Here is a 20,709-nt window from a genome sequence, read left to right as displayed (position 1 = left end):
TTCAGCGGACGAGGTCGGCGAGGGGCGTGTCGAGTGCGTCGGCAATGAGCAGCAGGTGGTCCAGCAGTGCGGAGTGGGCGCCTTGCTCGATCCGGTTGATCGTCTTGCGGTCGAGGCCTGTCAGCTCGCCGAGCTTCTCCTGGGATAACTTGCGGGCGCCGCGAGCTGCGCGGATAGCGTCCCCGATGGCCCGGCGGCGGGTGAGCACCCAGTCGGGCAGGGGGTCAGATGGCACGCATACACGCTGGTCAACATCTTGATCATTGTCTGTACCATCGTTGGTACATCGTGAGTGCGGCTTTCGGCCAACACGCAACCCCTGCGAGATTAAAACACTCGTTCGAGGGACGTGACATTTCACCTATTGTCAACGGGGAAGCCGCAGGTCAACCATTTGCGTGCACCATTCAACAAAACGTCAGACCGCCCCACCAGCACACACAGCGAGGCCCGCATGACCGATGAGCCACCCGGCACCCACCCGGGAACCCTCACCGACCTCCAGCGCGCCCGCATCGACTACGCCCGGCGAGACCTTGAGTACGCCCGCGCCGAAGACCTGGCCCAGCTGCCGGCGGCCGGCCTCATCCTCATCATCGAGCGACTGCGCACCCGGCTCGACGACACTCTCTCCCTGGTTGACGAGATCACCAACGGATCGGTCGACATGCAGGGGTAACCCACTTTGTGCCCCCAGAAGAGGCAGATGCCGCAGGACTCCTTGGGGTAACTCCCGGCTTGCACGGCCCACTCGGGGGCGCCGTCGCCGGTGTACCAGCTGCCGGTGTCGAACAGGTACCGGGAGTGGAGGTCCTGGTGGAAGTCGGGGTAGACCCGGATGCCCGCGTCCAGGAAGGCCCGGATCTGCTCGGTGGCGGCGGCCAGGTAGGCGGTGTCCACCTGGCCGCGCACGGGTTCGGCGTGCGCCCAGGAGAGCAGGAAGCGGACCGCGTTGCCGCCACCGAGGGCGCGCAGCGCGGCCGCGGCCTTGCGGGCGTCGGCGGCCGAGGCGAAGGGCAGGCCGCCGTTCTCCTCCAGTTTGGTCTCGCCGGAGACGTTGTAGCCGCGCAGCACGGTCTCGCGGCCCTGGCCGTCGGTGAACCGGCCGTCCCGCACGGTCAGCGCGGTGCCGTCGAACCAGAGGGAGTCGGAAGGGGTGGCGGCGGTGGCGGGCGGGACTCCCGCCACCGCCAGGGATCCGCTGAGGACGACCAGCACGGCCAGCAGACGTACCCGGGAATTCGGCATGCCCACCACGGTCCGGCCAGGTCCGGGCAGCGTCAATAGTTCTGACTCTCAAGTAAGTTGACTACCGGTCAGCTCCCCCGCCGACGCGGCGCGTGAAACCCAGCAGGTACTCCTTCCGGTTCAGCGGGTTGTGGTCGGTGCGCGGCCGCTCGGGGACCGGGCCGCGGGTCACCGGCGCGTAGTGGTCGAAGGCCGTCTCCAGCTCGCCCTCGCCCCGGGTCGGCCCCGGCAGCCGCTGTTCCAGCGCGTGCACCCGGGCGGCCGGGACGACGCCCTCCAGCACGCAGACCGCGGCGTGCGTGCCGCTGCTCTCCGGTACCGCGCCGAGCCGGGCCAGCACCGGCAGCAGCGCACCGAGCGTGTCGGCCGGCGCCTCCAGCCGGAAGCGGTGCACCGGCTCGTGCACCAGGGTGCCGGCCCGGCGCAGCGCCTCGGTCAGCACCAGCGGGGTCAGGCCCCGGAAGTCGTAGCCGGTGCTCGACATGCTCTTGTCGAAGCGCTGGTGGGCGTGGCTCTGCCGGGGCGAGTAGCCCGAGTGGGTCATGGTGACCGTACAGTCGGTGACCTGCCAGCCGTGCAGTCCCTGGCCGAGCGTCTCCCGGACGGTGTCCCCGACGGCCTTGAAGAAGGCGTACGGCATCGAGCCCAGCTCCACCTCGCGCCGGAAGGCGATGCCCGCGCCGGGCGGGGCGGGGTCGACGCGCAGGCCGACGGTGGCGAGGAAGGGGTTGCCGTCCTTCTTGTCGAACTCGACGGCGTGCCCGCTGCCGACCGGGCGTTCCACGCACAGGGTCGTCGTCTCGCGGAAGCCGACGGCCAGGCCGTACTCGTCGGCGAGGGTGGCCTGGACGACCTCCTTCTGCACCTCGCCGTAGAGCGACACCGAGGTCTCCCCGCGCAGCTCGTCGTGGCGGACGCCGATGAGCGGGTCCTGCTCGGCGAGCTGGGTGAGCGCGAGGTGCAGCGAGCGCCGGTCCGTGCCGGGGCCGGGGACGACGACCGTCTCCAGGGTGGGCGGCGCGAAGTGGTGCTCGTACGGCCGGTCCCGGACGCCGAGCGGGTCGCCGATCCGGATGCCGCCGAGGCCCCACACCTTGACGATCCGGCCCGCGCCGGCGCCGTCCGCGCGGGTGTCCGTGCCGTGCTCGAAGACGTTCAGCGCGGTCACGCGTCCCGCCTCGCCGGCGCCCCGGCGGCCGTCCCCGAACGTGATCCGGTCGCGGACGCGCAGGGTGCCGGAGAAGAGGCGGGCGTAGGCCGCCTTCTCCCCCGCCGGACCGCGCTCGATCTTGAAGACCGTGCCCGACAGGGGGCCGTCCGGGTCCCCGGCCGCCGTGGGCAGCAGCCGTTCGATGCCGGTGATCAGTTCGGGCACGCCGGCGCCGGTGACGGCGGAGCCGAAGTACACCGGGTGGACGGACGCGCTCCGGGTCTGGGCGGCGAGGGCGCGGCGCAGCCGGCCCTCGGTGACGCCGCCGTCGAGGTAGGCGGCGAGCAGGCCGTCGTCCCGGTCCGCCAGGACCTCCAGCGCGGCCGGGCCGAGTCCGGGACGGAAGCGGGCGGCACGCGTGCCGAGCCCCGCGGCCGTGCCCATCGGGACGAGCGCTACGGCCAGCCGCCGGTCCATCTGGCGGAGCACGGCGGTGTCCCGGGCGCCGCGCCGGTCGATCTTGTTGACGAAGACGAGCGTCGGGATGCGCAGCCGGCGCAGGGTGCGCATCAGCACCCGGGTCTGCGCCTGGACGCCCTCCACGGCGGAGACGACCAGGACGGCACCGTCGAGCACGCCGAGCACCCGCTCCACCTCGGCGATGAAGTCGGGGTGGCCGGGGGTGTCGATGAGGTTGACGGTGACGCCGTCGAGCGGGAACGACACGACGGCGGACTTGATGGTGATGCCGCGCTGCCGCTCCAGCGCGAGGGTGTCGGTGGTGGTGCTGCCGGCGTCGACGCTGCCGACCTCGTCGATCACTCCGGCGGTGTGCAGGAGCCGTTCGGTCAGGCTCGTCTTACCCGCGTCGACATGGGCCAGGATTCCCAGATTGAGCAGAGGCACGAAGTGTCATGTCCTTGAGAGAGTGGGCGATTCCTTCCGGGCTGGACATGAACGGTGCGCGCATGATCTCTCCTGGCGGGCTCGGGAACTCGACCGGTGCAGTGCAGCAGAACGGCGACGGCACCGCCAACGGATTAACGTTCAACCAATACCGTGCCGGGTGCGGCCGTGACGGGTGAGCCGAGGAGCGGACGATGCGTGAGATTCTCGCGGTGCTGGACCGGTGGTACGCCGCCCGGGTGCCGTTCGGGCTGGCCACGGTCGTCTCGGTCAGCCGCAGCGCGCCCTGCGGGCCGGGCGCCGCGCTGGCGGTCGGCCCGGACGGCGAGGTGGTCGGCGGCGTCTCCGGCGGCTGTGTGGAGGGCGCGGTGTTCGAGCTGGCCCAGGAGGTGGTGGAGACCGGCGCGGTCCGGCTGGAGACGTTCGGCTACAGCGACGAGGACGCCTTCGCGGTCGGGCTCACCTGCGGCGGCGAGATCACCGTCCTGGTCCGGCCGGTGACCCCGGCCCGGGATCCGGTGTTCGGCGCGGTCGCCGCGTCCGTCGCGGGCGGGGAGCCGGTGACCGCGGCGACCGTGGTCGACGGGCCGGCACCGCGCGGCGCCACCCTGGCGGTGTGGCCGCGGACGGCCGCCGGCAGCCTGGGCACGCGGGGGCTCGACGCGGCCGTCGCCGCCGACGCGCGCGGCGGACTCGCCCTCGGCGCGACCGGCCTGCGGCACTACGGGCCGCACGGGGAACGGCGCGAGGACACCGTCACGGTGTTCCTGCACTCCTTCGCGCCACCGCCGCGCATGCTGGTGTTCGGCGCCATCGACTACGCCGCGGCCGTGGCCCGGCTCGGGGACTTCCTCGGCTACCGGGTGACCGTGTGCGACGCCCGGCCGGTGTTCGCCACCCCCCGGCGGTTCCCGGCGGGCGTGGAGGTCGTCGTGGACTGGCCGCACCGGTATCTGCGCGGCACGCACACCGACGGGCGGACGGTGATCTGTGTCCTGACCCACGACCCGAAGTTCGACGTGCCGGTGCTGCGGGAGGCGCTGCGCCGGCCGGCCGCGTACATCGGGGCGATGGGCAGCCGGCGCACCCACGACGACCGGCTGCGCCGCCTGGCCGAGTCCGGACTCACCGACGAGGAACTGTCCCGCCTGCGCTCCCCAGTCGGCCTGGACCTCGGCGCCCGTACGCCGGAGGAGGTGGCGGTGTCGGTGGCGGCGGAGATCGTGGCGCTGCGGTGGGGCGGCAGCGGGGCGCCGCTCAGCGAGACGGGCGGCGCGATCCATCCGCGCGGGCGGTCGGACGCCTCGGGCGCTCGGCGGACCACCGGTTGAGACGGGTGCCCCAGCCGGCCCCGGCGCGGTGGCCGGCGAGGATCCGCTCCGGGCGCGCCGGTGCCCGCGTCACGGCGAACGTCGCCGTGAGCGGGGCCACGGCGGGAGTGCGGGCCGGGGCGGGGGCTCGATCGGCCGGTCGGCCCGGCCCGTGAGGCGGAACCCACCGCGCGCCGCCGGGGGCAGCCCGGGCTACCCGGGGTCTCCGGCGATCCGTGCGTGCAGGTGCTGGTCGTGCCAGCCGTCGGTGTGCAGCAGGGCGCTGCGCTGGGTGCCCTCGAAGGTGAAGCCGGCCTTCTCGGCCACCCGGCAGGAGGCGGGGTTGGCCGTCGAGTGGCACAGGACCAGCCGGTGCAGGCCCAGGCCGGCCAGGGCCCAGTGGCCGAGCCGCCGGACCGCCGCGACCGCGAGGCCGCCGCCGCGCGCCCCGGGCAGCACCCAGTAGACGATCTCGGCGCTGCCGGCGGCCAGCTCGACGTCGTTGAGACCGGCGAGCCCGACCGCGGCGCCGTCGTGCGGGGCGATGGCCCAGATCGCCCCCGTCTCGTCCCGCCGACGCGCGTGCAGGCGCTCGATCCGGGCGCGGGCCTCGGCACGGCTGCCCACGGAGAAGAGGTTCCAGTGGCTGATCGCCGGGTCCCGCCCCGCGGTGTGCAGGGCGTCGGCGTCGGCGTCGTCCAGGCGCCAGGGCCGCAGTTCGAGGCCGCCGGGCAGCGGCAGCACGGGCTGCGCTCCGGCGGCGAGCCGGCCGGCGGGTACGACGGCGGGTATGCCGGTTCGGCGAGTCACCCGGTGATCATGCCACGGCCCGTCCCCGCTGCGGCAGGCGGTGCAGGGTCAGGTCCGTGAGCGCTCCGCCGGCGACGGTCGCCGTCAGGTAGGTGCAGTGGGGCTGGCGGCGGCGGTCGGTCGGGGAACCGGGGTTGAGCAGGCGCAGCCCGGTGGGGGCCGTGGTGTCCCACGGGATGTGGCTGTGCCCGAAGACCAGCACGTCCAGGTCCGGGAAGCGCGCGGCGCAGCGGGCCTCGCGGCCCTGGGCGGGCCCGGTCTCGTGGACGACGCCGAAACGCAGGCCGCCCAGTTCGGCGTACGCCACCTCGGGCAGCCGGGCCCGCAGAGCGGGGCCGTCGTTGTTGCCGTACACGCCGACCAGCCGGCGGCTGCGGCTCTCCAGCAGGTCGAGGGTGGCGGTGTCCACCCAGTCCCCGGCGTGGAACACCACGTCCGCGTGCGGGAGTTCGGCGAGCAGTTGCTCGGGGAGCCGCTTGGCCCGCTTGGGCAGATGCGTGTCGGACATCAGCAGGAGGCGCACACCGTCAGCCTAGGCGGCCCGGGAGGCGAGGCGGCGGTAGCCGCGAACGGCGCCCAGCGCGGCGGCGCCCGCACCCAGGACGGTGACGGCGGGATGCCGGACCAGGGTCTCCTGCCAGGAGCGGGCGTGCGCGCTGTCGTCGAAGGAGCCGTGCGCGCCCTGGTCCTCGGCGGGGTCCCGGTCGACCGGCGTGAAGAGGTTGTCCAGGCCGGTGGGCGCGACGCTGTCGGTCTGCTGGGAGTCGAAGCCGGTGCGGGCCAGGTAACGGTCGAGGAGGGCCGGGACGAACCGGTTGGCCCAGATGGTGGCCACGGTGGTGGCGCCGATGTAGTACTGCTTGCGGCCCGGGTGGTCGGCGGCGTAGACCACGCCCCGCGCGGCCACCTCGGGCTGGTAGATGGGCGGGACCGGCATCGGGTGCTTGGACAGCCGGGAGCGGACCCATTCGAACTGGGGGGTGTTGACCGCGGGCATCTGGGCGACGGTGACGCGCACACCGCTGCCCCGGTGCAGCAGTTCGGTGCGCAGCGAGGAGGTGAAGCCGTTGATGGCGTGCTTGGCGCCGCAGTACGCGGACTGCAGCGGGATCGACCGTTCCCCGAGCGCGGAGCCGACCTGCACGATCGTGCCCCGGTCGCGGGGCAGCATGCGCGTGAGGGCCGAGCGGGTGCCGTTGACGAAACCGAGGTAGGTGACCTCGGTGGTCCGCCGGTACTCCTCGGGGGTGATCTCCTCGAAGGGCGCGAAGACGCTGGAGAAGGCGCAGTTGATCCAGACGTCGATCGGGCCGAACTCCTTCTCCGCGGCCTCGGCGACGGCCTCCGTCTGGGCCGGGTCGGCGACGTCGGCGGGCTGCACCAGGGGGCGTCCGCCGAGCGCCGCGACCTCGTCGGCCGCCGCCGCCAGGCCGCCCTCGCCTCGCGCGACCAGGACGACGTCGGCGCCGCGCCGGGCGTAGAGGCGGGCGGTGGCGCGGCCGATGCCGGCGCTCGCACCGGTGATGACGACGGTCGGGGACATGCTCATCTCCTTTTCTGCGGTCTCGGACGCGGTCGCGGAACGCGGTTCCGGCTCACTGCGCCCGGTACGGTGCCGCCCGCTCCTGTACGGGGGCCGGCTGGTCGCTCGGGGTCACCTCCGCAGCCGCCGCAGCCCGCCCGCGGCGCCCGCGGCGCCCAGGGCGACGGCGGCCACGGCGGCGGTCGTCGCCCAGCGGGCCGTACGGGACGGCTCGGCGGGGCGGTCGGCCAGCCGCTCGGGGCGGTCGCCGGGGAGGTTGCCGTCGAGGGCGAGTGCGAGGACCTCGGCGAGGTGCAGGGCGCGGCGGCCGGTGCCGCCCTGTTCGATCTGGGTGCGGCAGCTGAAGCCGTCGGCGAGGACCAGGCTGTCCGGTGCGGCGCCGCGGACGGCGGGCAGGACGCCCTGTTCGGCGACGGCCATGGACACCTCGTGGTGGCCGCGTTCGAAGCCGAAGTTGCCGGCCAGGCCGCAGCAGCCCTCGTCGAGGACGTCGGCGTCGAGGTGGGCCCGGCGCATCAGTTCGCGGTCGGCGTCGAACTTCATGACGGCGTGCTGGTGGCAGTGGGTCTGCACGGTCGCCTGCCGGGCGAGCTGCGGGGGCCGCCAGTCGTCGGGGGCGTGGTGGACGAGCTGTTCGGCGAAGGTGCGGGTCTGTGCGGCGAGCCGCTGCACGTCCTGGTCGCCGGGCAGCAGCTCGGGGGCGTCGGAGCGGAAGACGGCCGTGCAGGAGGGTTCCAGGCCGATGACCGGCGTGCCGGCCTCCAGGTAGGGGCGCAGGACGTCGAGGGTGCGGCGCAGCACTCGTTTGGCGGTGGGCAGTTGGCCGGTGGAGATCCAGGTGAGGCCGCAGCACACCGGCCGGGTGGGGACGGCGACCCGGAAGCCGGCGTCCTGAAGGACCCGGACGGCCGAGCGGGCGATGGACGGGTGGAAGTAGGTGCTGAAGGTGTCGGGCCACAGCACGACGGTGCGCGGGTCGGCCGGGTCGGGCTCCTCCCGGCTACGCGCCCGCCACCACTGGAGGAAGGACTCCTCGGCGAACACCGGTGCCGGGCGGGCCTCGTCGATCCCGGCCAGCCGCTTGCCCAGGCGCGCGAGGCCGGGCGCGTGGAGCGCCGAGTTGACCAGGGACGGAGCGGTCCGGGACAGCCGGGCCCACAGGGGCAGCCAGCCCATGGAGTAGTGGGCCATGGGACGCAGCCGTCCCTCGTAGTGGTGGGACATGAACTCGGCCTTCAGGGTGGCCATGTCGACGCCGGTCGGGCAGTCGGACTTGCAGCCCTTGCAGGCCAGGCAGAGGTCGAGCGCGTCGTGCACGGCGGTGGAGCGCCAGCCGTCCTCGATCGCGGAGTCGGCGTGCCCGTCGAGCATCTCGAACAGCAGCCTGGCCCGGCCGCGCGTGGAGTGTTCCTCCTCCAGGGTGGCCCGGTACGAGGGGCACATGACGCCGCCGGAGTGGCCGCGGCAGTTGCCGATGCCGACGCAGCGCATCACCGCCCGGTTGAAGGAGTGGTCGTCCTCGGGGTAGCCGAAGTGGGTCGCCGGGGTGTCCGGGCGCCAGGTCGGGCCGAGCCGCAGCTGCCCGTCGACCGGGTGGGGGTGGACGATCTTGCCGGGGTTCATCCGGTTGCCGGGGTCGAACAGCGCCTTCAGCTCGCCGAACGCGGTGACGAGCCGTTCCCCGAACATCCGGGTGAGCAGCTCGCCGCGGGACTGGCCGTCCCCGTGCTCGCCGGAGAGGGAGCCGCCGTAGGAGGAGACGAGGTCGGCGGCGCGTTCCAGGAAGCGCCGGAAGCCGGCCACGCCCTCGGCGGTGCGCAGCCCGAACGGGATGCGGGTGTGGACGCAGCCCTGCCCGAAGTGGCCGTACAGGGAGGGGTGGTCGTAGCCGAACTCCTGGAACAGCTGCTTGAGGTCGCGCAGGTAGTCCCCGAGGCGTTCGGGCGGTACGGCGGAGTCCTCCCAGCCCTCCCAGGTCTCCCGGTCGTCCGGCGGGCGGGCGGTGACGCCGAGGCCGGCCTCGCGGGCCTTGAGCATCTTCTCCTCGCGCGCGGGGTCGTCGGAGAAGGCGACGTCTCCGTCCTTCTCGCCGCGGCCGACGGAGCGCAGCAGCGCGTGCGCCTGGGCGTCGGCTTCCTCCTGGCTGTCGCCGCTGAACTGCACCAGCAGCCAGCTGTCACCCTCGGGCAGTACGGCGAGGGACTCCAGGTAGGCGCCCTCCTCGCGCATCAGCTGGGCCATGCGCCCGTCCAGGGCCTCCAGCTGGCTGGGCGAGCAGTGCTCCAGCAGGCGGGAGACGTCGTCGCCGGCGGCGCAGATGTCGTCGTAGCCGAGGACGAGCAGGGACTTGTACGGCGGCACGGGCACGAGGTCGAGCTCGGCGCGCAGCACGGTGACCAGGGTGCCCTCGCTGCCGACGAGGGCCTTGGCGACGTCGAAACCGTTCTCGGGCAGCAGGGAGTCGAGGTTGTAGCCGGAGACGCGGCGGGGGATCTTGGGGTAGCCGCGGCGGATGTCGGCCAGGTACTCGGTGGCGATGCGGTCGAGGCCGGCGTAGATCTCGGCGAGCCGGCCGCCGCCCGCGATGATCCGGGCGCGCTCGTCGGGCGGGGTGGGGCCGACCCAGGCGCGCTGCCCGTCGTAGGTGAGGATCTCCAGGCGCCGGACGTTGTCGACGGTCTTGCCGTAGGCCTGGGCGGAGGAGCCGCAGGAGTTGTTGCCGATCATGCCGCCGAGCGCGCAGTGGCTGTGGGTGGACGGCTTCGGGCCGAACTGGAGCCGGTGGCGGGCGAGGTGCCGGTTCAGCTCGTCCAGGACGATGCCGGGCTCCACCACGCAGGTGCGCCGTTCGGGGTCGACGGAGATCACCCCGGTGCAGTACTTGCTCCAGTCGATCACCACGGCGGTGTTCGTGGACTGCCCGGCGAGGCTCGTACCGCCGCCCCGGGAGAGGACGGGGGCGTCGAAGCGTGCGCACACCGCCACCGCGCGGGCGCCCGCGCCCACGGTGCGGGGCACGACGACGCCCAGCGGGACCTGCCGGTAGTTCGAACCGTCCGTGGCATAGGCGCCGCGGCTGCCCGCGTCGAAGCGGACTTCGCCGTCCACCTCGGCCCGGAGTGCCGCCTCCAGGCCGGACATGTCCGGAGGGGTCATCTGCGCTCCCTTGAGTCGGTCGGGTTCACCGCCGTGCCGTTGTGTCCGCGGCCGCGAGTACCCCGGCAAAAGAGCAGGCAAAACTGAACAGCCTGGGCTGGACAGTTTCGGCTGTCGGTCATAGCCTGACGGCATGGCCGACATCTCCGACTCCGCCGCCCGCGCCGCGCGCGAGCTGCGCGTGGTCTTCAGCAGGCTCCGGCGCCGCATCCGCGAGGTGGCGCAGGACGCCGACCTCAGCCCCTCGCAGGAGTCGGCGCTCACCCTGGTCGGCAAGCACGGAGCGGCCACGGCCAGCGCGCTCGCCGCCGCCGAGGGGGTGCGTCCGCAGTCCATGGCGGCCACGCTGGCCGCCCTGGAGCAGCACGGGCTGATCCGCCGCACCCCCGACCCCGACGACGGCCGCCGCCAGCTGGTCACGCTGACCGACGGCGGCCGGGCCCGCATCGAGGGGAACCGGCAGGTGCGCGAGGAGTGGCTGGCCCGCGCCTTCCAGGACCGCTACACCGAGGAGGAGCGGCGGACGGTCCTGACGGCGCTGGAGCTGATGGAGCGGCTGTCCCGGCCGTGACACCGAGGCCCGCCGCCCGGCCCGGTCCCCCGGCCCCCGGGCCGGCTCATCCCCCTGATCCCAGGATTTCCGAAAGGTCCGACCGACCCATGTCGCTCACCACGCTCGACCCCCGCACCGCCCTCGTCGCGATCGACCTCCAGAACGGCATCGTCGCCATGCCCACCCAGCCGTACCCGGGCCCGGAGGTCGTCGCCCGCACGGCCGGTCTCGCCGACGCCTTCCGCTCCCACGGGCTGCCCGTGGTCCTGGTCCGGGTCTCCTTCGCGCCCGACGGGGCGGACGCCGTGCCCGGCCGCACCGAGCGGGGGCCGCGCGGGCTCGCCTTCCCCGAGGGCTGGGACGTCGTCGTCGGCGAACTGTCCGGGCACGCCGGTGACGTCCGGGTCACCAAGCACAACTGGAGCGCCTTCCACGGCACCGACCTGGACGTCCAGCTGCGCCGCCGGGGCGTCACGCAGATCGTGCTGGCCGGGATCGCCACCAGCATCGGTGTGGAGTCCACCGCCCGGGACGCCTACGCGCACGGCTACCACGTCACGCTCGCCACGGACGCCATGGCGGACGCCGACGCCGAGGCGCACGCCAACAGCGTCGAGCGGATCTTCCCGCGGCTCGGTGAGACCGGCACGACCGCGGAGATCCTGGAGCTGCTCGCCAAGACCCGCGACTGAGCGCCGGGGTCAGTCCTCGCCGCGCACGATGTTGTCCTCGGCGTCCGGGCCCTGCCGCTGCACCGAGGAGCGGTCCAGGACGGCGGGCACGCAGGTGCGCACTCCCCGGTTCCGCAGGCGGTGGGCGGCGGCCCAGCCCGTCTCCGCGTAGGGTATGGCCGGTTTCTCGCTGGCATGCGCGGTCACGTCGTTCATCTTCCTTCTGTGCTCCGCCCGCTGGGGGAGCCGTTCGCCGGGTCCGCCGGGGCCCGGGGCTGTGCGTCTGTGCCCGCCGGGTCCCCGGGCGGCCGGGCCCGCAAACACGGGCCCGGCCCGCGGCGGCTCAGGTACGGCCGCCGCCGCCCCCGCCGAAGGACCCGCTGGAACCGGGCGACCAGCGGGGGCGGCGCTGGTCGTCGGCGCGCTTGCTGCGGACGTTGCCGAGCTGGTGGGGGGTCAGGCGCTCGCCGTCGGCCGCGCGCGGCACCTCGTCGGGCTCCCGGACCTCACGGGTCTCGTGGACCGGCCCGGACGCCGGCAGCCGGGGCTGCTCCTCGGGGCGCGGCGGCGCCGATTCCCTGTCCCGCACCTTGGCGCCCAGCCGGAAGGCGTAGATGAGTCCCGCGACGCAGGCCAGCCCGGCGAGCAGGATCAGGACGTATCCGAACACCTGAGCGCCGGTGGCCGCTTGGTACATGGCAGAGTTCATGACCGCCGGGTACCCGCCAGAGCGGCGGATACGACCGGCTGTGTGCAGGGCGTGGCGCGACCGGCCCCTCGGTCACCGCGAGTAACCTCGCCCGGGATGACCGATCTGCCAGATGTGCCGGAAACGTTCGAGATCGTCACGCGTTACACGGCCCCCGCCCCGCGCCCCGGCCGCGCTCTGCTGCGCTGGGCCACCACGACCGACCACAAGGTGATCGGCCGGCTCTACATGGTCACGGCGTTCTGCTTCTTCCTGCTGGCCGGACTGCTTGCGCTGGCCATGCGCGCCGAACTCGCCCGGCCCGGGCTGCAGTTGCTGAGCAAACAGGGTTACGACGAGTTCTTCACGATCCACGGCACGATCATGATGCTGCTGTTCGCGACCCCGATGTTCGCCGGCTTCGCGAACGCGGTGATGCCGCTGCAGATCGGCGCCCCGGACCTGGCCCTGCCCCGGCTGAACGCCCTGTCGTACTGGATGTACCTGTTCGGCGGGCTGATGGTGGTGTCCGGGTTCCTGGTGCCGGGGGGTGCGGCCGCGTTCGGCTGGTTCGCGTACGCGCCGCTGAACAGCTCCTACTTCTCCCCCGGCGCGGGCGGCGACCTGTGGGCGATGGGCCTGGTGGTGAGCGGTGTGTCCACCACCCTGACCGCGGTCAACTTCATCACCACGATCCTGACCCTGCGCGCCCCGGGCCTGACGATGTTCCGGATGCCCATGTTCACCTGGAACGTGCTGTTCACCTCGATCCTGATCCTGCCCGCGTTCCCGGTGCTCACCGCCGCGCTGCTGGCACTGGAGGCGGACCGCAAGTTCGGTGCGCACGTCTTCGACGCGGCGAACGGAGGGGCGCTGTTGTGGCAGCACCTGTTCTGGTTCTTCGGGCACCCCGAGGTCTACATCGTGGCGCTGCCGTTCTTCGGGATCATCTCCGAGATCATCCCGGTGTTCTCCCGCAAGCCGCTGTTCGGGTACCTGCCGATGATCGGGGCGACGACCTCGATCACCATGCTGTCCGCGGTGGTGTGGGCACACCACATGTTCGCCACCGGGGCGGTGCTGCTGCCGTTCTTCTCCGTCATGTCGTTCCTGATCGCGGTGCCCACGGGCATCAAGTTCTTCGCGTGGATCGGGACCATGGTCCACGGGTCGGTCTCGTTCGAGACACCCATGCTGTGGTCCCTGGGCTTCCTGGTGTCGTTCCTGCTGGGCGGGCTGAGCGGGGTGCTGATCGCCTCGCCTCCGCTGGACTTCCACCTCACCGACACCTACTTCATCGTGGCGCACCTGCACTACGTGCTGTTCGGCACGGTGGTGTTCGCGATGTTCGCCGGGTTCTACTTCTGGTGGCCGAAGTTCACCGGCAGGATGCTGGACGAACGGCTCGGCAAGATCCACTTCTGGCTGCTGTTCCCGGGTTTCCAGCTGACCTTCCTGGTGCAGCACTGGCTCGGCGAGCAGGGGATGCCCCGCCGGTACGCGGACTATCTCCCGGCGGACGGCTTCACCCTGCTGAACACCCTCTCCTCGGTGGGCGCGCTGCTGCTCGGCGTCTCCACACTGCCGTTCCTGTACAACGTCTGGCGCACGGCCGTCCGGGGCGAGCGGGTCACGCTGGACGATCCGTGGGGGTGGGGACGCGGCCTGGAATGGGCGACGGCGTGTCCGCCGCCGCGGCACAACTTCGTGGCCCTGCCCCGCATCCGCTCCGAGTCGCCCGCCTTCGACCTGCACCACCCGGAGACCGGGCAGCCGCCCGGGGAGGAGCTGATCCGGTGAGGACGGAGGCGTTGCTGTTCGGCGGGGTGGCGTTCTTCTTCGGCGGCTCCGCCGCCCTGTACGGGGTGTGGTCGCAGGACGAGACCGGCACGGTCGCACTGGTCGTGGCGTGCGCCATGGCGGCGCTCGTCGCCTTCTTCTGCCTGATCCAGTACCGGCGCCGGGGCAGCCGCGCGCAGGACCGCACGAAGGCCGAGGTGGTGGACGCGGCCGGGCTGGTGGCGTTCTTCCCCGACGAGAGCGGCTGGCCGATCGTCACCGCGCTCGGTTTCGCGGTCACGGCGAGCGGTGTGGTCTTCGGGCTGTGGCTGTTCCTCATCGGTCTCGGGATCCTGGCTCGCGGGGTCTTCGGGATGGTGTTCCAGTACGCGCACCGGTGAGGGGCCGGCGCGGGGCACCCGGCCGGAACGACGTGACGGGCTCGTGGCCGGATTCGTAGCCGCCGCTGACGGTCTGCCGGATCTCACCGGTCGGCACCCCCTCGTCGAGCCGCTCCCGTTCCGCCTCGGTCAGGGCCCGGCACACCCACCGGGTCACCAGGAACGCCAGGACGGGCGCCACGATCAGCCCGGTGCGCAGCACCCAGGTGATGCCGTCGACGGAGACGCGGAAGGTCTGGGCGATGACGTCGTTGCCGCCGGCGATCACCAGCACGCCGTAGAACACCGTGCCCGCCACGCCGAGGCCGGTGCGCACCGGACGCTCGCGCGGCCGGTCGCACAGGTGCCGCTCGTGCCGCCACTCCCCGGTCAGGCGCTGCTCCACGAACGGGTAGGCGTAGAGCACGGCGAACAGCAGCGTGGGCAGGACGACGGCCGGCAGCAGCACGTTCCACATGAACGTGTGCCCGGCGACGTTCGTCTCCCAGGGGGGCACCAGGCGCAGCGCGCCCTCCAGGAAGCCGACGTACCAGTCGGGCTGGGAGGCCGTGGAGGCCTGGTCGGGGCGGTAGGGACCGTACTTCCAGACGGGGTTGACCTGGGCGAGGCCGGCGAGCAGCACCAGGACGCCGAAGACGGCGAGGGACAGGCCCGCGGAGGAGGCGGAGAACTGCGGGACCAGCGGCTTGCCGACGACGTTGCGGTTCGAGCGGCCGGGGCCGCGCCACTGGGTGTGCTTGAGGTGGAACACCAGGATCAGGTGCACGGTGACCAGGCCGATGAGCAGGCCGGGCAGCAGCAGGATGTGCAGCGGGTACAGCCGGGTGATGATGTCGTGGCCCGGGTACTGGCCGCCGAACGCGAAGAAGGCCACGTAGGTGCCGACCACCGGGAGGGACAGCATGATGCCCTGGGCGATGCGCAGCCCGGTGCCGGAGAGCAGGTCGTCGGGGAGCGAGTAGCCGGCGAATCCCTCGGCGAGGGACGCCACGAACAGGGTCAGGCCGATCACCCAGTTCAGCTCGCGGGGCCGGCGGAACGCGCCGGTGAAGAAGATCCGCAGCATGTGCAGGCCGATCGCGGCGATGAAGACCAGCGCGGCCCAGTGGTGGGTCTGCCGCATCAGCAGGCCGCCGCGCACGTCGAAGCTGAGGCGCAGGGTGGAGTCGAAGGCCGCCGACATGCGCACCCCGCGCAGCGGCCCGTAGGACCCGGCGTACACGACCTCGCGCATCTCCGGCTGGAAGAACAGGGTGAGCCACACCCCGGTCAGGACCAGCACCAGCAGGCTGTACAGGGCGAGTTCGCCGAGCAGGAAGGACCAGTGCTCCGGGAACGCCTTGCGCAGCAGCGAGCCGCCCTCGGTGAGCGGCAGCCGGGCGTCCAGGGCCGTGGCGGCGCGCTCGGCGCGGCGGGCGCCGCCGATCCTCACCGGTCGTCCTGGGACGCGGCGGCCCGGGCCACCTCGGTTTCGACCTCGCCGCGCGGCCGGCCGGTCTCCTTGGCGTACTCGCTCACCGCGGTCTGCACGTCACGGGCCAGGTCCCGCCAGGCGCGCAGGGCGGTCTCGTAGGTGCCCGACTGGGCGCCCGTCATCCGCCGCTCGGCCGGCGGGCCGTAGGTGTCGCGCAGTTCCTCGACCATGGCGCGGGCCGCTTCGGCCGCGCGCTGCTTCTGCACCAGTTCCTCGAAGGTGTGTGCCACATCAACCGACCTTAGGCACGGGCGCCGGAGCACGCCTCCCCAGGCCGCCCGAACGGTTGCCCGCGCATCCGGGCGGGGGGTCAGCCGTCGGGGACGAGGTCCGCCCAGACCTGTTTGCCGCCGCTGACCGGAACCGTCCCCCAGGCCGTCGACACGGCCTCCACCAGCAGGATGCCCCGGCCCCCGGTGGCCTCCCAGCCGATGCTGGTGGGCTTCACCGGGCTGCGCGGGGAGGCGTCGGCCACGGCGAGCCGCAGCCGGTGGTTGAGCAGGCTGAGGTCGAGCCGGACCTGCCCGCCGGTGTGCACCAGGGCGTTGGTGACGAGTTCGGAGACGACCAGCAGGGCCGCGTCGAGCGTGTCCGGGGACACGCCCCAGGTGCGCAGGGTGCGCCGGGTGAAGCGGCGGGCGTGCCGGACCGCCTCCGGCACGCGCCACACCGTCCAGCTCTCACGCAGCGGCCGTACGGCCATCCCGTCGTAGCGCACCAGCAGCAGCGCCACGTCGTCGCTGCGGTGGGCTCCGGCGAGCAGGGCGTCGGCGACCAGGCCGAGGTGGGCGGGGTCGGCGGCGGACAGCCGGCGGGCCATCCGGTCCATGCCGGCGTCCAGGTCGGCGCCGGGGTACTCCACCAGGCCGTCGGTGGTCAGCGCGAGGACGGTGCCGGGCTGGAGGCGCAGCGGGGTCATCGGGAACTCGGCCTGGGCGAGCACCCCGAGCGGTGGGCCGCCCTCGGCCTGCACGATCTCGGCGGTGCCGTCCGGGTGGCGCAGCACCGGCTGGAGGTGCCCGGCGCGTACGCACCAGGCGGTGCCCCGCTCCACGTCGACGTCGACGTAGGCGCAGGTGGCGAAGAGGTCGGTCTCCATGTCCAGCAGCAGCCGGTTGGCGTGCGCGACGACCACGTCCGGGCTGTGGCCCTCGGCGGCGTAGGCGCGCAGCGCGGTGCGCATCTGGCCCATCAGGGTGGCGGCGCCCGCGTTGTGCCCCTGGACGTCGCCGATGACGAGGGCGACGTGGTTGTCGGCGAGCGGGATCACGTCGTACCAGTCGCCGCCGACCTCCAGACCGGCGGTGGTGGGCAGGTAGCGGGCGACGGCGACCGCGCCGGGCAGCCTGGGCAGGCGGCGGGGCAGCAGCGTGCGCTGGAGCATGCCGACGAGCTCGTGCTCGGCGTCGAAGGCGTGGGCCCGCAGCAGGGCCTGGCCGGCGAGGCCGGCGCAGGCGGTGAGCAGGGCGCGCTCGTCGGGGGCGAACTCGTGCGGGCGGTCCCAGCCGATCAGACAGGCGCCGGCCATACGGCCGCCGGCGGGCAGCGGCAGCACCGCGAGGCCGCCCGGGCCGACCTCGGCGAGGGCGGGCTCCAGCGGGCTGCCGGCGGGCCAGATCCGGGCGCGGCCCTCGCGCAGCGCGGCGGCCAGGGTGGGCATGGCGCGCACCGGCGCGTCGGGCCACTCGGTGCGCCACTCGCTGCGCCACACCTCGGGCCAGGCCTCGGGTTCGGGCGGGTCGAGGACGGTGACGACCAGCCGGTCGTTCTCCAGTTCGGCCAGGGCGATCCGGTCGGCCTGGAGCGGCACCCGCAGGGCGGCCACGACGGCCTGGCCGACGTCCTTGACGGTGCCGGCCATGGCGAGGGCGGCGGCCAGGCGCTGCACCCGCGCCACGTCGGTGACGTCGGAGCGCAGCGTGGAGGCGTCGGCGACGGTGCCGACCAGCCGGGCGGTGCGGCCCTCGCCGCCGGGCAGCAGCCGGCCGCGCAGCCGCAGCCACTTGGGCGGGCCGGTGGACTGCAGGATGCGGAACTCCAGCTCGCGGTCGCCGATGGACATGTGGTCGGCCTCGACCACGGACATCAGGGCGGGCAGGTCCTCGGGCACCGCGCGGCCGAGCAGGGTCTCCACGCGGCCGTCGAAGTCGGCAGGGTCGATCCCGAGCAGCCGCAGGATGGCCTCGCCGACCTCGACCCGGCCGGTGTCCATGGCCAGGCTGAAGGCGTCCTCGGGCAGCTCGCCGGTCTCGCCGGCGGCGGCGGGTGCGGGGACGGCGACCGCGCCGGCGACCAGCTCCAGACAGGCCCGGTCGTCGGTGCCGAAGCCGCCGGGGTGCTCGCCGACCGCCAGCAGGCAGCCGGCGCCCGGCCGGCCGAGCGGCAGGACGGCCAGGGAGAAGTCCGGGGAGGGGGTGCGGCGCGCGTCCGGGCAGCCGGCCACCTCGGCGGGGCCGAGCCACCGCGGGCGTCCGGTGCGGTGCGCCTCGGCGACCGGGAAGCCGCCGGTGGCCGGGTAGCAGTCGCGCAGGCCGTACAGGGTGCGGGGCAGACCCGCCGACTCGGTCAGGCAGAGCTGGGCGGGATCCGCTCCGGGCGTGTACACCCCGGCGAAGGACGCACCGGCGAACACGAGCGCCTGTTCGAGGAGGCGGCGGAGCCGGTCGGGGGTGTCCGGGGACGCCATCAGCGAGGCGAGGGCGGCTTCGGCGCGCTCCGGCCCCGTTCTCCTCCCGCTGACCGCAGCGCCCTCACTCACCACCTCGCCATTACAGCGCGTATGAGCCGCCCGCGCAGCCCCTGCGACCCCGGGCTAGGCGGACATCGTCCGGATGCCCCTGCTCAGGGTGGCCGTCAGTGCGGCGGCCGTGACCAGCGCGGGGAAGACCAGCGTGGCCGGGACCGGGTCCCAGCGGGCCAGCAGCGCGCCGGCCAGGGCGGGGGCGAGCGCGGCGGCCGAGCCGGCGGCGAGCAGGACGCCGCCGACCACGCGCCCCTGGAGGTGGTCGGGGGTGACGGCGGCCTGGTGGGCGAAGAGGGCGGCGTTCGCCGTGGGCCCGAGGAACACGGCGGCGGCCAGCGGTACGGCGGCCGCCACCGTGCCGGCCAGCAGCGCGCCGGCCGTCATCAGCGCGGCGGTCGCCCAGCACAGCAGGGTGATCAGGACGGGCAGCCGCAGGCGCCGCTGGAGCGCCGGGGCGGCGAAGGCGCCCAGCAGGCCGCCGAGCGCGAAGATGGTGCCGGCGAGTCCGACCACGGGCGCGGAGACGCCGGCGCGGCGCAGCGCGAGGGTCATCGCGAAGATCATGCCGGTGAAGGCCATGTTCAGCGGGGCGGCGATCACCAGCAGGGCGCGCAGGAACGGATGCCCCAGCAGGAAGCGCAGGCCCTGCACGGTGGACGCGCCGAGGGGCTCGGCGGCCTCGCGCCGGGGCTGCTGGAGGGGGCCGCGGATACGCCAGACGGCCGCGAGGGAGAGCAGGAAGCTGAGCGCGTTGCCGAGGAAGGGCAGGGCCCGGCCCAGCCCGAACAGCAGTCCGCCCAGCGGCGGACCGGCCAGTGAGACGCCGTAGGTCCGCGCCTCGTTGCGGGCGACGGCGGAGGTCAGCTGGTCGGGGCGGACCAGGTTGCGCACGGAGGCGTGCTCGGCGGTGCTGAAGACGGCCGTGGCCGCGGAGCCGGCGACCACCACCGCGAGGATCACCGGCAGGCTCGCCCTGCCGGTGACGACCGCCCAGCCGAGCAGGGCGTGCCCGGCGAGCCGCAGCGCGTCGCAGGCGATCATCAGCCGGCGCCGGTCGGCACGGTCGGCGAGGACCCCGGCGGGCAGCCGGCACACCAGGGCGGTGACCAGCCCGACGGTCCCGACCAGCCCGGCCCGGGCCGGCGAGCCGGTCTGCTGCAGCACCAGCAGCGGCAGCGCCAGGTCCACCATGGCGCCGCCCAGATCGGACAGGCACTGACCGGTCCACAGCAGGGTGAAGTCCCGGTTCCGCCACAGGCCGCCCGCCCGCCCGCCGCCCGCGGCCCCGGCGGCCCCCTCGCTGACCGGCGCCCGCGTCATACGGCTTCCTCACGCCGTACGGCCCCGCCGGCACCCTCCGTGCCCGCTGCCGTGGCGTCCGGTGCCGCACCTGGACCCGTGGGGATGACGAGCAGCTTCGTCACCTTCCCGTCGTCGTCGACGACGTCGCGGACGTGGCGGAAGCCGAGGCGGCGGCACATGCTCAGGCTGGCGGTGTTCTCGGCGCCGACCATGCCGTAGGCCTCGGTCAGGCCGAGGTTGTCGGCGGCGTGGCGCAGCAGGCCGCGGACGGCCTCGCCGCCCAGGCCGTGGCCCCAGTAGGCGGGGGCGAGCGCGGTGACGAGTTCGTGGCCGTCGACGTTGCCGGTCGGCTTCACCTCGGCGTGCCCGACGTAGCCGCCCTCGAACCACAGGCCCCACACGTCGAAGCGGCGCGTGGGGTAGACGTCGGTGAGGATGGCCTGGAAGAGGGCGCGGATCTCCGGTTCGGGCACGAGGTCCTGGCCCATCCAGCGGCAGACCTCCGCGTCGCGCAGCAGGGCGACGAAGGCGTCCTCGTGCTCGGGCCGGTAGGGGACGAACTCCAGGCGTTCGGTGCGCAGGACGGGGGTCATGGCGGCTCCTCGGGAGTGGCGCGGTGCGGTGGGGGCCGAGGGCGGTGGGGCGCCGGGACGGCGGCACGTGGGGGGGAGGTCGGGGTGCCGGGCCGGCCGGCCTGGGCGAGGCCGGCCCGGCGGGTCCGTGGCGGTCAGGCGCCGGCGCTCTCCATGCGCTCGCGCAGGCTCTTGGGCCGCATGTCGGTCCAGACCTCGTCGACGTAGGCGGAGCACTCGGCCTCGGTGCCCTCCTTGCCGACGGGCTGCCAGCCGGCGGGCACCTCGATGTCGACGGGCCAGAGGGAGTACTGCTCCTCGTCGTTGCGCAGCACCTGGTAGCGGGTGTTCTCGTCCATGTCGTGTTCCTTCGTCGTCCGGTTCGGGTGGGTGGTGGTCGGCT

Annotated in this window: 19 protein-coding genes and 1 pseudogene; 5 read left to right on the top strand and 15 right to left on the bottom strand. The window is 73.8% G+C overall.

Annotated elements, in window-relative coordinates:
- Position 1: 1 nt before the first annotated feature.
- The 3 genes and pseudogenes from IG05_RS0120905 to IG05_RS0120895 form a co-directional block, all read right to left on the bottom strand.
- Positions 2 to 235 (bottom strand): helix-turn-helix domain-containing protein, encoded by a 234-nt coding sequence (locus tag IG05_RS0120905; RefSeq protein WP_030344716.1) that lies wholly within the window; start codon positions 233 to 235, stop codon positions 2 to 4.
- A 446-nt stretch (positions 236 to 681) separates the two neighbouring features.
- Positions 682 to 1,248: pseudogene (locus IG05_RS0120900) on the bottom strand (endoglycosylceramidase); the annotation flags it as partial.
- A gap of 61 nt (positions 1,249 to 1,309) precedes the next feature.
- Positions 1,310 to 3,304 (bottom strand): elongation factor G, encoded by a 1,995-nt coding sequence (locus tag IG05_RS0120895; RefSeq protein WP_030344712.1) that lies wholly within the window; start codon positions 3,302 to 3,304, stop codon positions 1,310 to 1,312.
- Between the two features lie 194 nt (positions 3,305 to 3,498).
- On the opposite strand from IG05_RS0120895, the gene IG05_RS0120890 reads away from it, so the two are divergent.
- Positions 3,499 to 4,635: an XdhC family protein gene (locus IG05_RS0120890; protein ID WP_030344710.1), complete on the top strand. Its 1,137-nt coding sequence runs from the start codon at positions 3,499 to 3,501 to the stop codon at positions 4,633 to 4,635.
- Positions 4,636 to 4,827: 192 nt separating this feature from the next.
- On the opposite strand, the gene IG05_RS0120885 is transcribed toward IG05_RS0120890, so the two are convergent.
- From IG05_RS0120885 to IG05_RS0120870, 4 genes are all read right to left on the bottom strand, one after another.
- A complete protein-coding gene (locus tag IG05_RS0120885) occupies positions 4,828 to 5,424 on the bottom strand; it encodes a GNAT family N-acetyltransferase (RefSeq protein WP_030344709.1) in 597 nt (198 codons plus the stop codon).
- 7 nt (positions 5,425 to 5,431) lie between these two features.
- Positions 5,432 to 5,947 (bottom strand): metallophosphoesterase family protein, encoded by a 516-nt coding sequence (locus IG05_RS0120880; protein ID WP_030344707.1) that lies wholly within the window; start codon positions 5,945 to 5,947, stop codon positions 5,432 to 5,434.
- Between the two features lie 9 nt (positions 5,948 to 5,956).
- Positions 5,957 to 6,967 (bottom strand): SDR family oxidoreductase, encoded by a 1,011-nt coding sequence (locus IG05_RS0120875; RefSeq protein ID WP_199808357.1) that lies wholly within the window; start codon positions 6,965 to 6,967, stop codon positions 5,957 to 5,959.
- A gap of 111 nt (positions 6,968 to 7,078) precedes the next feature.
- Complete coding sequence (locus tag IG05_RS0120870) at positions 7,079 to 10,123, bottom strand: FAD-binding and (Fe-S)-binding domain-containing protein (protein ID WP_030344704.1); 3,045 nt, start codon at positions 10,121 to 10,123, stop codon at positions 7,079 to 7,081.
- 133 nt (positions 10,124 to 10,256) lie between these two features.
- On the opposite strand from IG05_RS0120870, the gene IG05_RS0120865 reads away from it, so the two are divergent.
- A complete protein-coding gene (locus tag IG05_RS0120865) occupies positions 10,257 to 10,694 on the top strand; it encodes a MarR family winged helix-turn-helix transcriptional regulator (protein ID WP_030344702.1) in 438 nt (145 codons plus the stop codon).
- Positions 10,695 to 10,783: 89 nt separating this feature from the next.
- Positions 10,784 to 11,368, top strand: a complete 585-nt coding sequence (locus IG05_RS0120860) for an isochorismatase family protein (protein ID WP_030344700.1) — start codon at positions 10,784 to 10,786, stop codon at positions 11,366 to 11,368.
- A 9-nt stretch (positions 11,369 to 11,377) separates the two neighbouring features.
- Here IG05_RS0120860 and IG05_RS42405 read toward each other — a convergent pair whose 3' ends face one another.
- Both IG05_RS42405 and IG05_RS0120850 read right to left on the bottom strand, forming a co-directional pair.
- Positions 11,378 to 11,563 (bottom strand): hypothetical protein, encoded by a 186-nt coding sequence (locus IG05_RS42405; RefSeq protein WP_037814315.1) that lies wholly within the window; start codon positions 11,561 to 11,563, stop codon positions 11,378 to 11,380.
- Between the two features lie 127 nt (positions 11,564 to 11,690).
- Positions 11,691 to 12,056 carry a DUF6479 family protein gene (locus IG05_RS0120850; protein WP_030344698.1) on the bottom strand — a complete coding sequence of 122 codons (366 nt, stop codon included), beginning with the start codon at positions 12,054 to 12,056 and terminating at the stop codon, positions 11,691 to 11,693.
- Between the two features lie 96 nt (positions 12,057 to 12,152).
- Here IG05_RS0120850 and ctaD point away from each other — a divergent pair, with 96 nt between their 5' ends.
- Both ctaD and IG05_RS0120840 read left to right on the top strand, forming a co-directional pair.
- On the top strand, positions 12,153 to 13,835 hold the full coding sequence (gene ctaD / locus IG05_RS0120845; protein ID WP_078894359.1) for a cytochrome c oxidase subunit I: 1,683 nt from the start codon (positions 12,153 to 12,155) through the stop codon (positions 13,833 to 13,835).
- On the top strand, positions 13,832 to 14,215 hold the full coding sequence (locus IG05_RS0120840) for a cytochrome c oxidase subunit 4 (RefSeq protein ID WP_030344695.1): 384 nt from the start codon (positions 13,832 to 13,834) through the stop codon (positions 14,213 to 14,215). Before ctaD ends, IG05_RS0120840 begins: the two co-directional genes overlap by 4 nt.
- On the opposite strand, the gene IG05_RS0120835 is transcribed toward IG05_RS0120840, so the two are convergent.
- From IG05_RS0120835 to IG05_RS0120810, 6 genes are all read right to left on the bottom strand, one after another.
- Entirely contained in the window at positions 14,151 to 15,647 is a 1,497-nt protein-coding gene (locus IG05_RS0120835; protein ID WP_078894357.1) for a cytochrome b, read from the bottom strand. The two genes, IG05_RS0120840 and IG05_RS0120835, sit on opposite strands and share 65 nt — an antisense overlap.
- A complete protein-coding gene (locus IG05_RS0120830) occupies positions 15,644 to 15,919 on the bottom strand; it encodes a hypothetical protein (RefSeq protein WP_030344692.1) in 276 nt (91 codons plus the stop codon). The genes IG05_RS0120835 and IG05_RS0120830 overlap by 4 nt, the downstream gene beginning before the upstream one ends.
- An 80-nt stretch (positions 15,920 to 15,999) precedes the next feature.
- Positions 16,000 to 18,450, bottom strand: coding sequence for a SpoIIE family protein phosphatase (locus tag IG05_RS0120825; RefSeq protein WP_030344690.1), 2,451 nt, complete (start codon positions 18,448 to 18,450; stop codon positions 16,000 to 16,002).
- 51 nt (positions 18,451 to 18,501) lie between these two features.
- Positions 18,502 to 19,752, bottom strand: coding sequence for an MFS transporter (locus tag IG05_RS0120820; protein ID WP_078894355.1), 1,251 nt, complete (start codon positions 19,750 to 19,752; stop codon positions 18,502 to 18,504).
- Positions 19,749 to 20,327: a GNAT family N-acetyltransferase gene (locus IG05_RS0120815; RefSeq protein ID WP_030344687.1), complete on the bottom strand. Its 579-nt coding sequence runs from the start codon at positions 20,325 to 20,327 to the stop codon at positions 19,749 to 19,751. The genes IG05_RS0120820 and IG05_RS0120815 overlap by 4 nt, the downstream gene beginning before the upstream one ends.
- A 134-nt stretch (positions 20,328 to 20,461) precedes the next feature.
- Entirely contained in the window at positions 20,462 to 20,665 is a 204-nt protein-coding gene (locus IG05_RS0120810) for an MbtH family protein (protein WP_030344685.1), read from the bottom strand.
- Positions 20,666 to 20,709: the final 44 nt, after the last annotated feature.

Origin of the sequence: Streptomyces sp. NRRL S-1022, from assembly GCF_000720135.1 — a bacterium.
GTDB lineage: Bacteria > Actinomycetota > Actinomycetes > Streptomycetales > Streptomycetaceae > Streptomyces.
Note: the sequence above shows the minus strand (reverse complement) of the source record. Positions and strands in the feature narration are given on the sequence as shown.